The organism is Anaeromyxobacter sp. PSR-1 (assembly GCF_000964525.1).
Taxonomy (GTDB): Bacteria; Myxococcota; Myxococcia; order Myxococcales; family Anaeromyxobacteraceae; genus Anaeromyxobacter.
Map to the genome: position 1 here is coordinate 1 of NZ_BAZG01000142.1, position 11,169 is coordinate 11,169.

At 74.7% G+C, this 11,169-nt stretch carries 12 protein-coding genes and 2 pseudogenes; 9 read left to right on the top strand and 5 right to left on the bottom strand.

Annotated elements, in window-relative coordinates; genetic code table 11:
- The 4 genes and pseudogenes from PSR1_RS17245 to PSR1_RS17260 form a co-directional block, all read right to left on the bottom strand.
- A pseudogene (locus PSR1_RS17245) lies at window positions 1-419 on the bottom strand (DUF4198 domain-containing protein); the annotation flags it as partial.
- 141 nt (window positions 420-560) lie between these two features.
- Window positions 561-1,763: a metallophosphoesterase gene (locus PSR1_RS17250; protein ID WP_059438692.1), complete on the bottom strand. Its 1,203-nt coding sequence runs from the start codon at window positions 1,761-1,763 to the stop codon at window positions 561-563.
- A 111-nt stretch (window positions 1,764-1,874) separates the two neighbouring features.
- Window positions 1,875-2,267, bottom strand: a complete 393-nt coding sequence (locus PSR1_RS17255) for a hypothetical protein (protein WP_059438693.1) — start codon at window positions 2,265-2,267, stop codon at window positions 1,875-1,877.
- Window positions 2,268-2,349: 82 nt separating this feature from the next.
- On the bottom strand, window positions 2,350-2,703 hold the full coding sequence (locus tag PSR1_RS17260) for a 4a-hydroxytetrahydrobiopterin dehydratase (protein ID WP_059438694.1): 354 nt from the start codon (window positions 2,701-2,703) through the stop codon (window positions 2,350-2,352).
- Window positions 2,704-2,790: 87 nt separating this feature from the next.
- On the opposite strand from PSR1_RS17260, the gene PSR1_RS17265 reads away from it, so the two are divergent.
- Window positions 2,791-3,162, top strand: a complete 372-nt coding sequence (locus tag PSR1_RS17265; RefSeq protein WP_059438695.1) for a DUF423 domain-containing protein — start codon at window positions 2,791-2,793, stop codon at window positions 3,160-3,162.
- Window positions 3,163-3,169: 7 nt separating this feature from the next.
- On the opposite strand, the gene PSR1_RS17270 is transcribed toward PSR1_RS17265, so the two are convergent.
- The gene (locus PSR1_RS17270; protein WP_059438696.1) at window positions 3,170-3,478 is read right to left on the bottom strand and encodes a rhodanese-like domain-containing protein; all 309 of its coding nucleotides are present in this window, start codon (window positions 3,476-3,478) and stop codon (window positions 3,170-3,172) included.
- 80 nt (window positions 3,479-3,558) lie between these two features.
- Between PSR1_RS17270 and PSR1_RS17275 the strand changes: the two genes are divergently transcribed.
- The 8 genes and pseudogenes from PSR1_RS17275 to PSR1_RS17305 form a co-directional block, all read left to right on the top strand.
- Entirely contained in the window at window positions 3,559-4,851 is a 1,293-nt protein-coding gene (locus PSR1_RS17275) for a POT family MFS transporter (RefSeq protein ID WP_059438697.1), read from the top strand.
- 43 nt (window positions 4,852-4,894) lie between these two features.
- Window positions 4,895-6,265 carry a POT family MFS transporter gene (locus PSR1_RS17280; RefSeq protein WP_059438698.1) on the top strand — a complete coding sequence of 457 codons (1,371 nt, stop codon included), beginning with the start codon at window positions 4,895-4,897 and terminating at the stop codon, window positions 6,263-6,265.
- A 123-nt stretch (window positions 6,266-6,388) separates the two neighbouring features.
- Window positions 6,389-6,892, top strand: a complete 504-nt coding sequence (locus PSR1_RS17285) for a DUF4442 domain-containing protein (RefSeq protein ID WP_059438699.1) — start codon at window positions 6,389-6,391, stop codon at window positions 6,890-6,892.
- 653 nt (window positions 6,893-7,545) lie between these two features.
- Complete coding sequence (locus tag PSR1_RS17290; RefSeq protein ID WP_059438700.1) at window positions 7,546-8,634, top strand: HNH endonuclease; 1,089 nt, start codon at window positions 7,546-7,548, stop codon at window positions 8,632-8,634.
- 34 nt (window positions 8,635-8,668) lie between these two features.
- Complete coding sequence (locus PSR1_RS17295; RefSeq protein ID WP_059438701.1) at window positions 8,669-9,832, top strand: MFS transporter; 1,164 nt, start codon at window positions 8,669-8,671, stop codon at window positions 9,830-9,832.
- A 30-nt stretch (window positions 9,833-9,862) separates the two neighbouring features.
- Window positions 9,863-10,375, top strand: coding sequence for a hypothetical protein (locus PSR1_RS17300; protein WP_059438702.1), 513 nt, complete (start codon window positions 9,863-9,865; stop codon window positions 10,373-10,375).
- Between the two features lie 45 nt (window positions 10,376-10,420).
- Entirely contained in the window at window positions 10,421-10,588 is a 168-nt protein-coding gene (locus PSR1_RS24225; protein ID WP_193388379.1) for a hypothetical protein, read from the top strand.
- Window positions 10,589-10,603: 15 nt separating this feature from the next.
- A pseudogene (locus tag PSR1_RS17305) lies at window positions 10,604-11,169 on the top strand (hypothetical protein); the annotation flags it as partial.

An 11,169-nucleotide genomic window follows, 5' to 3' on the forward strand; every position in this document is an offset into this window, starting at 1 on the left:
GTGACCTCCTCGCCGCTCGGCCGGATCACCTCGGCGCGCCCGGGCGCGAGCCCCGCGGCGCGGGCCGCCACCAGGTAGGCGCCGGGCCGGGCCACCAGGCGCGCCACGCCGTCCGTCCCCGCGGTGGCGGTCCCGGCGGCGAGCCAGGCCGGGGCGCCGTCCGCGCCGCGCGCGCGCAGGTAGGCCCGGACCTCCGCGCCCGCCTGCGGCGCGCCGCCCGCGGTCACCCGCACGTCGAGGAAGCCGTCGGAGGCGGCGGCGGGCGGTGCCGGCGGGCTCGAGGTCGCGACCGCGGCCCCGGGCGGCCCGGCGACCGGGCTGGTGCGCCCTGCGTGCGGGAGCTGCGAGACCACGAACACGGTGGTGAGCGCCGCGGCGGCGAAGACCGCGACGACGACGGCGATGGAGCGGGCGCGCATGGCTGCCTCCTGCGAACGCCAAGGGTAAATCGGTGCTTACCGCGCGGGCAGGGCCCAAGCGGGCCACGCCGGACGCATCACCCAACGTGAAGCACGCCTCGATCCCCGAGCGAGCGCCCGCCCGGTGTCGTCCCGATCAGGTCAGGTCAGGACGATCTTGGCGATCTCGGGCGGCGAGCCGAGCCGCATGGGCGGGCCCCAGTAGCCGGTGCCGCGCGACACGAAGATCTGCCCGCGGGTGTTCCCCTCGGCGTGCGGGTAGAGCCCCTTCACGTACGGGTACGCGGCCCGGACCAGCAGGTTGAACGGGAAGATCTGCCCGCCGTGCGTGTGCCCGGAGAGCTGCAGCTCCACCCCGGAGCGCACCGCCTCGCCGATGGCGCGCGGCTGGTGGGCGAGCAGCACCAGGCTGCGCTCCGGGTCGCGCCCGTCCAGCGCGCGCGGCAGGTCCATGCCGTGCCCGTTGCCGAACTGGCCCGAGCTCCAGTCGTCCACGCCGGCCAGGTCGATCGACGCGCCCGCGTCGCCCACGGACACGCGCTCGTTCCGCAGCACGCGGATGCCGAGGCGCCGAAGCTCCGCCACCCAGGCGTCCACGCCGGAGTAGTACTCGTGGTTGCCGGTCACGAAGAACACGCCGTGCCGCGCCTGCAGGCGGGCCAGCTCGGCGACCGCGTGGCCCAGCTCGCGCACGCTGCCGTCCACCAGGTCGCCGGTGATGGCGACGACGTCGGGGCGGAGCGCGTTCGTCTGCTCCACCACCCGGCGCACCTCGCGCTCGCGGATGGCCGGGCCGACGTGCAGGTCGGAGATCTGCGCGATGGTGAGGCCGGACAGCGCCGGCGGCAGCCGCTCCAGCCGGACCGCCACCTCGTGGATCTCGGCCGGCCCGGTGGCGCTCCGGAAGGCGAGCGCGGCCGAGCCGCCCGCCGCGATCACGGCGCCGCCCGCCATCGCGCGGGCCACGAACATCCGGCGGTCCGGGTCCATGGGCGGGTCCGGGACCTGGCGCAGCCAGTCGCCCACGAAGATCGCGAGCTGCGCGGACATCCGGGCGAGGTCGATGGCGGCCACCGCGCAGAACAGGATGAACGCGAGCCCGAGCCAGGTGAACGCGGCGACGGGCAGCCAGCGCGCCGCCCAGCCGGACGCGATCCGCACCGAGAACATGCCCACCGGGATGGCGAGGGCGAGCAGGGCGAGGAGCACCGTGCCGATCCGCCGCCACGGCTCCGGCAGCCCGGGGTCGCGCACCAGGCGGAGCCACAGGTAGGCGTGCATGCCGCCGAGGATGGACAGGACGACGGCGAGGAAGACCGCGAAGGACAGGGCGGAGCGCGACACGCCCCCTGGTCTAACCGCGATCCGGCGCGGGGTCCACGGCGTCGAGACGGGGCCGCCCGCCGGCGCGGGGGCGCACGGCGGGCGGCGGGGTGCTCCGGGGTGCGCGGGCGGTCAGCGCCAGGCGTAGCCCTCGAGCGCGTCCCAGCGGCGGTCGAGCTCGCCGCGCTCGTGAGCGTACCAGCGCTCGAACTTGCGCGCCTTCCCCGGGGGCGGGTAGCCGTTCCAGCGCGCGTAGAACTGGTCGCGGGCGGCGTCGAGCCGCGCGTACTCGGCGCGGAGGGCGGCGCGCTCGCGGGCGCGCCAGCCCTCGTGCCGCCGCGGGCCGCGATCGTCCCAGCGATCGTCGCGCCAGCCGGCCGGCGCGGGCAGCGGCGCGGGGACGGGCGCCGGCGCGGGGTACGCCACCACCGGCGCGTCGTGATCGCAGGGCTTCGCGTGCGCGGCGGCGGGGACGGCGGCGGTGAGGGCGGCGGCGAGGGCGAGCTTCCTGGCGACGTTCTTCATCGGTTCCTCCGGTGCGGTTTCCTTCCACCGGAGTGACGGCGCGCCCGCGGCGCCTATTCAGCGCACCCCGCGGCGGTCGCGCTCACCGCCGCGCGGCGGCGGCCTCGCGCAGCCGGTCGAGCTTGGCGGCGAGGATGAAGTCGTTCTCCGAGAGCCCGCCCACCGCGTGCGTCCAGAGCGTCACGTCCACCGTGGAGTACTGCACGCAGAAGTCCGGGTGGTGCCCCTCGGCCTCGGCGAGGTCGGCCATCGCGTTCACGAACTTCATGGCCGCGACGAAGTCGTCGAAGCGCAGGTGCTTGTGCAGGCGCGTCTTCCCCTGCTGCGCGTCCCACCCGTCGAGCCCGCGCAGCCCCGCGTCCACCGCGTCCGGCGCGAGCGCGGGGACGCCGCCCTCGCACGGCACGCACTTCCTCTTCGCGAAGTCCAGGTCCATGGCCGAGCGTGTGCGGGCCGGGCCACGCCGCCGCAAGGCCAAGGCGGGACGCCCGCCCGGCCGGGCGATGGGCGATACTCCGCGCCCATGGACAGGCTCTTCCTCGCGCTCGGCGCGATCTCGGGGGCGGTGGCGGTGGCGGCGGGCGCGTTCGGCGCGCACGCGCTGAAGGCGCGGCTGGCGCCGGATCTCCTGGCCGTCTTCCAGACCGGCGCGCAGTACCAGATGTACCACGCGCTCGCCCTGCTGGCCGCCGGCTGGGCGTACGCGCGGACGCCCGGCGGCGCGGCGGCGACGGCGGGCTGGGCGTTCGTCGCCGGGACGGTGCTGTTCTCGGGCAGCCTCTACGCGCTGGCGCTGAGCGGCGTCCGCGCGCTCGGCGCGGTCACGCCGTTCGGCGGCGTCGCGTTCATCGCCGGCTGGATCGCGCTGGCGGTGTCCGCGCTGCGCGGGCGGTGAGCGCCGCTCAGAGCGACAGCGGGCGGCCCTCGGCGGCCCAGCCCACCACGCCGCCGTCCACGCTGAACACCTGGCTCAGGCCGGCGCTGCGGGCGATGGCGCACGCCGTCTGGCTGCGCATGCCGTGGCCGCAGACGAAGATGACGCGGTCGCGCGTCAGGTGGTCGGCGGGGGCGCGGGCGAGCGCGCCGAGCGGCACGTGCCGCGCGCCCGGGATGTGCCCGCCGGCCCACTCGTGCGGCTCGCGCACGTCCACCAGGTCGTAGCCGCCCTGCGCGATGAGCTGCGCTGCTTCCTCGGTCGAGATCCGGATCATCGGCGCGCCGTTCTAACCGGGGTCCCCGCGCCGCGCAGCGTCTCGCGCGCGGCCGCACGGCATGGCAGAGTGCCCCCCGCATGCCCCAGACCGCGAAGTCCCGCTTCCCGCCCTCCATCAAGTTCCTCGCCTGGAACGAGGCCGCCGAGCGGTTCTCGTACTACGGCATGGCGTCGATCCTGGTGCTGCACATGGTGCGGAACCTGGGGTTCGCCGAGAACGAGGCGGTCACCGCGTACCAGGTGTTCACCGGCGCCGTGTACCTCATGCCCATCTTCGGCGCGCTGCTCGCCGACCGCTACTGGGGCCGGTACAACACCATCCTCTGGCTGTCGCTCGGGTACGTGGCCGGGCACGCGGTGCTGGCGGTCTGGGAGAGCGCCTGGGGGCTGCTGGTCGGCCTCTCGCTCATCTCGATCGGCGCGGGCGGCCTGAAGCCCTGCGCCTCGGCGTTCGCGGGCGACCAGATCCCCGCCGAGGACAAGGGGCTGCTCGCGCGGCTCTACGACCTCTACTACTGGATGATCAACCTCGGCTCGACGGTCTCGACGCTGGTCATCCCGCTGCTGCTCGACCACGTGAGCGCGCGGGTGGCGTTCGGCGTCCCGGGCGTCGCGATGGCGGTGGCGCTGCTGGTCTTCTGGGTCGGGCGCGGCCGCTACGTGCACGTCCCGCCCGCGCGCCACGCCCCGCCCGCCGCCGACGCCGGCCCGGGCGGCTCGGCCGGCGCCGCGGTGCTGCGCATCCTGGCGGTGTTCGCGCCGGTGACGGTGTTCTGGGCGCTGTTCTTCCAGTACGGCTCGTCCTGGACGCTGCAGGCCGAGCGGATGGACCGGTACCTGTTCGGCTTCCAGATCGCCGCCGGCAACGTCCAGACGCTCGACGCGGCCATGGTGCTCACGTTCATCCCGGTGTTCGCGGTCTGGGTGTTCCCGGCGCTGGAGCGGCGCGGGGTGAAGGTGACGGCGCTGCGCAAGATGGCGGTGGGGATGTTCGTGACGGTGCTGTCGTTCGTGGCGGCGGGCGCGGTGGAGTCGGCGCTGCAGGGCGGGGCGGCGCTGCACGTGGCCTGGCAGATCCCGCAGTACGTGTTCCTGGTGATCGGCGAGGTGCTGGTCTCGGTCACCGCGCTCGAGTTCGCGTTCTCGCAGGCGCCGAAGCACCTGCGCAGCGTGGTGATGGGGCTCTGGTACGTGACCATCTCGGCCGGCTCGCTGCTCACCGCGCTGGTGGCCTGGCTGAACCGGTTCCAGGGCGTCGCGTACTACGCGTTCTTCGCGGCGATGATGCTCGCCGCCGCGTTCGTGTTCGCCGCGGTGGCGCGCTGGTACCGGCCGGTGGAGGCGGCGCCCTCGGCGGAGGCCGCGGCGTAGGCGGTTGCGCGGCCCCGGGCGTCCCGTGGCAGACTCGCGCGCCATGTCCGCGTCCGCGCCCGAGCGCTACCCGCCGCAGGTCAAGTACATCGTCGGCAACGAGGCCTGCGAGCGCTTCTCGTTCTACGGGACGAGCTCGATCCTCACCGTCTACATGCTGCAGCACCTGCTGTACGAGGCGCAGGACGCGAAGGCCTACTACCACTACTTCGTGATGGCGACCTACCTCACCCCGCTGGTGGGCGGGTGGATCGCCGACCGGTTCCTGGGGCGGTACCGGACCATCCTCTGGATCTCGCTCTTCTACGTGCTCGGCCACGGCGTGCTCGCGGCGTGGGAGACGCGCACCGGCTTCTTCGTGGGCCTCGCGCTCATCGCCGCCGGCGCCGGCGGGATCAAGCCGTGCGTGTCGGCGTTCGTGGGCGACCAGTTCCGGCCCGAGCAGCACGGCCTGCTCCAGCGCGTGTACGGCTGGTTCTACTGGTCCATCAACCTCGGCTCGGCGAGCTCCAAGCTGCTCATCCCGCTGCTGCTCCTCACGTTCGGCCCGCCGGTCGCGTTCGCGCTGCCCGGCGTGCTCATGGCGGTGGCGCTGGTGGTGTTCTGGCTCGGCCGCAAGCACTACGCGTTCGCGCCGCCCTCCGGGCCGAACCCGCACGGCTTGTTCCGCGTGGTCGGCTTCGCGCTCTCGCGCCTCGGCACCGGCAAGCCCGGCCAGCACTGGCTCGACGCCGCCCGCGAGCGCCACCCGCAGGAGGCGGTGGACGGGGCGCGGGCGGTGTTCCGCATCATGGGCGTGTACGCGGCGGTGACGCTGTTCTGGGCGCTCTACGACCAGAAGGGCTCGAGCTGGGTGCTGCAGGCGAAGGACATGGACCTGCACCTCGGCACGCTCACGCTCTCGCCGGCGCAGCTCCAGGCGCTGAACCCGTTCATGGTGATGGCGCTCATCCCGCTGTTCAACTGGGTGATCTTCCCGGCGCTGGAGCGGCGGGGCCTCGCCCGCACGCCGCTCTCGCGCATGACGGGCGGGATGTTCCTCACCGTGCTCTCGTTCGCGGCGGCGGCGATCGTGCAGACGCTCATCGACGCCGGCCACGCGCCGCACGCGCTGTGGCAGCTGCCGCAGTACCTGCTGCTCACCACGGGCGAGGTGCTGGTGTCGGTGACCGGGCTCGAGTTCAGCTACACGCAGGCGCCGCGCTCCATGCGCAGCACCATCATGTCGCTCTGGTTCCTCACCATCGCGCTCGGCAACCTGCTCACCGCGCTCGTCACCGAGCTCGTGCCGCTCTCCGGCGCGGCGTACTTCTGGGCGTTCGCCGCGCTCATGCTGGCGGCCGCGTTCGCGTTCCGGGCCATCGCCCGGCGCTACCGCCCGGTGCCGCTGCCCTCCGCCGCGGCGGCCGAGTAGGCGGCGCCGGCGGGCGCGCATCGCCCGCGAGCCTGCCCCCTGTAGGGGCGGCGCGGCGGATCGGCCCGGCCCCCTATGATTCACGCGCTGCGTCATCGCGCCGAGCGCGCGGGGAGCCCGAGCATGCTGCTGAAGGAGACCGCGCTGGTCCGCCTGCTGTCGCTGAAGATCCCGGTGCTGCTGTTCCTCGGCCCCCGGGTGCTGGAGCTCGACGAACAGGGCTGCGCGGTGAAGATCCCGCTGCGCTGGCGCTCGAGGAACCACCTCGGCTCGATGTACTTCGGCGCGCTCTGCGCCGGCGCCGACATCGCCGGCGGCCTCGTCGCGGCCCGCCTCATCTACTCGAAGCACAAGCGCGTGAACCTCATCTTCGCCGACCTGAAGGCCGACTTCCTGAAGCGCGCCGACGGCGACGTGGTGTTCCGCTCGCGCGACGGGGCGCGGGTGGCGGAGGCCGTGCGCGAGGCCGACCGGACCGGCGAGCGGGTCACCGTTCCCGTCGAGGTGGTGGCCACGGTGCCGGACAAGCACGGGGACGAGCCGGTCGCGCGCTTCACGCTGGGCCTGTCGCTGAAGCGGCGCGGGGCCGTGAAGGTGGAGGAGCGGGCGAGGGTGGCGGCGGGGTAGGGGTTCGTGCTCGCGCGAGGTGATGGGCGCTCGGGGTGAGTGGTCGGTGTCCGCTCGTGGTGAGCGCGTCGCGGGCAGGTAGGGCTGCTGAAGTCCGCTCGTGGTGAGCCTGTCGAACCACGAGCGGGACTCGGGCTTTGAGGGTGCGGGGGTGGTGCGGGGCGGGTAGGGCTGCTGAAAGTCCGCTCGTGGTGAGCCTGTCGAACCACGAGCGGGGGGATGGTGGGGCTTCGAGGGGCGGCGGGGGTCGGGGGCGGGTAGGGCTGCTGAAAGTCCGCTCGTGGTGAGCCTGTCGAACCACGAGCGGGACTCGGGCTGCGAGGGTGCGGGGTGGTCGGGGGCGGGGCCGCCTGGCCGGAGCCGGGCGCGGCGGGATCGGCTTGCGAGAGGCCTGAGGGGGAAGCGCCGGGCGCGGGGGCGCGTGCTCGGGAGAGGCACCCATTTGTCTCACAGTGAATGCTTGACGTGCTGCCGGCGCGCGGGCGCTGGGCGTTGCGAACACGCTGGGGGACAGGGGCGTCGCGCGCTTGCGGGGCCGTGGTGCGACGCGCGGGCATGTGCCGAGGGGGCGCGGAGCCCTGGCGGCGATCGTGCGTCGTGCGCGATCCTCGCGCGTTTTACGGAGGGCGAAAATCGCGTGCGATGCTTCGGTCATGGACATCGCACTCGAGTTCACGAACCGTCTTCGCAGCCTTCTTCGCGCCGAGCGCCAGGCCATGGCGGAGTTCCTGGTCGCGCTCGCGGAGTTCGACCGCCGGGGGCTGTGGCGGGAGCGCGGGCACACGTCGCTGTTCTCGTTCCTCCATCGCGAGCTGAAGCTCTCGGCCGGCTCTGCGCAGCTCCGCAAGACGGCGGCGGAGCTCATCCAGCGCTACCCAGGCGTCGAGCGTGCCCTGCGGGAAGGCAAGCTGTGCCTGTCGTCGGTCTGCGAGCTGGCGAAGGTGGTGACCGCCGAGAACTGCGCCGGGATCCTTCCTCGGTTCTTCGGGCTCTCGAGCCGCGATGCGGCAGCGGTGGCTGCCTCCATCCGTCCGGTCGAGATCCCGCCGCGGCGCGAGGTCGTCGTGCCGGTCCGGCTCGCCGTGCCTGCAACGGGTCCGGTGACGGCGTCGCTCGACACCGCGGCGCTGGCGCCCGCACGGGTCGTTGTACTTCATGCGCATGAAACGCCGCCCGCTTCCGCTGCCACCGAGCCGGCTGCGCCGACCCCTCAGGCGGCCTGGGTCGTCGCGGTGCCGGCGGCACGGCCGAGCTCCGTGGACTGGCTCGACGGCGACCAGGCTCGCATGCACCTCACCGTCTCGAAGGCGTTCCTGAAGAAGCTCGACGCCGCGCGCGACGCGCTGTCCCACGCCATGCCGGGCGCCTCCCGCGAAGACGTCCTCGAGGCGGCGCTGGAGGAGCTGCTTGCGCAGCGCGCCCGGCGGAAGGGGCTCACCGCCAGGCCGCAGAAGACGGTCCGTCCCTCCACGCGGCCGGACCACATCCCCGCCCACGTCCGCCGCGAGGTGTGGGAGCGGGACGGCGGCCGGTGCACGTTCCTCCTCCCTTCCGGCGAGCTCTGTGGCTCCACGCACCAGCTCGAGCTCGACCACATCGTGCCGCGAGCGCAGGGTGGGCCGTCGACGGCGGACAACCTCCGGATCCGCTGCCGAGGCCACAACCTCGAGGAGGCGCGGCGGGTCCTCGGCGACGCGCTCGTGAACGCGTACGCGGGGCGGCCTCACGCCGGCTCGCCTTGAGGCGGGTTCGCCGGCCCCGCGGTATCGTGCCCGGGTGCGACGGGAGACGGCGGCGCTCTACGCGGGGACGGTCGCGGTCTACGCGGACATGTACGTCACGCAGCCGGTGCTGCCGGTCCTCTCGCGCGAGTTCGGGGTGGGGCCGGCGCGGGCGGGGCTCACCGTCTCGGCGGTCGTGCTCGCGGTGGCGGCCGCCTCCTCCTTCTACGGGCCGCTCGCGGACGCGCTGGGGCGGCGCCGCGTCATGGCCGGCGCGACCGCGCTGCTCGCCCTCGCCACGCTGGCCTGCGCCTTCGCGCCCTCCTTCTCCGTGCTCCTCGTGCTCCGGGCCATGCAGGGGGTGCTGGTGCCGGGCGTCACCGCGGTCTCGGTGGCCTACGCGGGCGACCGCTTCCGGAACGCGGACCTGCCGGCGGTGGTGGGCGGGATCATCGCGGCCTCGGTGGTGGGCGGGCTGGCGGGTCGCGTGATCTCCGGCGCCATCACGGCCAGCGCGGGCTGGCGCGCGGCGTTCGTCGCCTTCGCGGCGGTGACGCTCGTCGCCGCGGTCGCGCTCTGGCGCGGGCTCGCGCCGGCCACGGGCGCGCCGGTGATCGGATGGGCCTCGGCGACGCGCGGCATGCTCGGCCACCTGCGCGACCCGCCGCTGCTGGGCGCCTACCTGGTGGGCGCGTCGCTGTTCTTCGGCTGGATCGGGATCTTCACCTACCTGCCGTACCATCTCGCCGGCCCGCCCTGGCACCTCACCACGGGCCAGATCTCGGCGGTGTACCTCGTGTACGCGGCAGGCGTGGTCGCCTCGCCGATCGCGGGGCGGCTCGCGGGGCGCATCCCGCCGCGCCGGCTCATCGGGATCGGCCTCGTGGTCGAGGCGCTCGGCATGGCGGCGGCGCTGGCGGGCTCGCTGCCGCTCGCGATCGCGGGGCTGCTGGTGCTGGTGCTCGGGACCTTCACCGCGCAGGCGGTGGCGCCGGGGTTCGTGAACGTGACCGCGCGCACGGCCAAGGGCGGCGCGAGCGCGCTCTACCTCACGTTCTATTACGTGGGCGGGACGCTGGGCTCGGCGGTGCCGGGCCTGGCGCTGCACGCGGCGGGCTGGCCTGGGGTGGTCGCGACCTGCGTGGCGGGGGTGGGGGTGGGGTTCCTCGCGAACTGGCTGCTGTGCGGAAGGCCCCCGCGCGGCCGCGCGCCGGTGTAGCCTCGCCCCCTTCCACGAACGGGAGGACGGATGGAGCCGAAGGCCTTCGGGACGGTGCTGGCGCTGCTGGTCGACCCGGCCGGCAAGCCGGTGCGCGGCGGCGGGGTGAAGGGGCAGCTGCACGTCCTGCCGGGCGAGCTCGTCATCCTGCGGCCGCGCCGCTGGGAGGAGATCGTCCACCGCGTCGCGAACGTGCTCATGATCGGCTCGCTCGTGGCGGTGGTGGCGAACGTGGTCACCTGGCGGAGCATGGCGGTGGTCTGGGGCGCGCTGGTGGCGCAGGGCGCCTACTGGCTCGCGCTGCCGTTCCGCCGGCGGCTGCTGGAGCCGGTGCCGCTCACCGCGGCGGGCCTGGACGCGGCGCGCCGCGAGGGGCGGGTGGCGATCCGCGTGGAGGCGTCGAAGATCCAGGAGGCCCGGCCGCCCGAGCCGCCGAAGAAGGGCTTCCGCCAGCCGGCCCGGATCGTGCTGCCGGAGGGCGCGCTGGAGATGTACCTGTCGGAGGCGCAGTTCGAGGAGGTCCGGGCCGCGCTCGGCCGGTGACGGGGCGCTGAACCGGCGGCCGGATCGCGCTATACCACCGGTCGCATGCGCACCGCCCTGCTCGCCGCCCTCGCCGCCGCGTCGCTCGCCGCCGCCGTTCCGGCCGCCGCCGCCGCGCCGAAGGGCGTCATCGAAGACGATTACTCCCGCGCGCTCGCCGAGGCGAAGGCCCGGAACGTCCCGATGCTGGTGGACGTCTGGGCCCCCTGGTGACCCACCTGCCGCTTCATGCGGGCCTACGTCCTCCCGGACGCGAGGCTCCGGAAGCTCGCCGGGCGGTTCGTCCGGCTCGACATCGACACCGAGAAGCCCGGCAACGCGCCGTTCGTGGAGCAGTTCCCGATCGACGTGTGGCCGACGCTGATGATCATCGACCCGGCGACCGAGGGCGTGGTCCTCCGCTGGGCGGGCACCGCCACGGCCGCGCAGATCGAGAAGCTGGCGCTGGACGGTGAGCGCGCGGTCCGCAAGGCCCGCGCGTCGGAGGCGGACGCGACGCTGGCCCGCGCCGACCGCCTGGCCGGCGAGCGCCGCCACGCCGACGCGGCCGCCGCCTACCGCGAGGCGCTCGCGGCGGGCGGCCCGCGCTGGCCGGGCCGCGCCCGCGCCGCCGAGGCGAGGGTCCAGGCGCTCGGCCTGGCCGGCGACCCGGTGGCCTGCGCCGATGCCGCGCGCGAGGCCCTCCCCGCGCTCCCGTCCGGCCCGGGCCAGGCGCGGGTGGCGGCGCAGGGGCTGTCCTGCGCGCTCGAGCTGGAGGACGAGGCCGCCCGGCGAACCGCGCTCGCCGCGCTGGA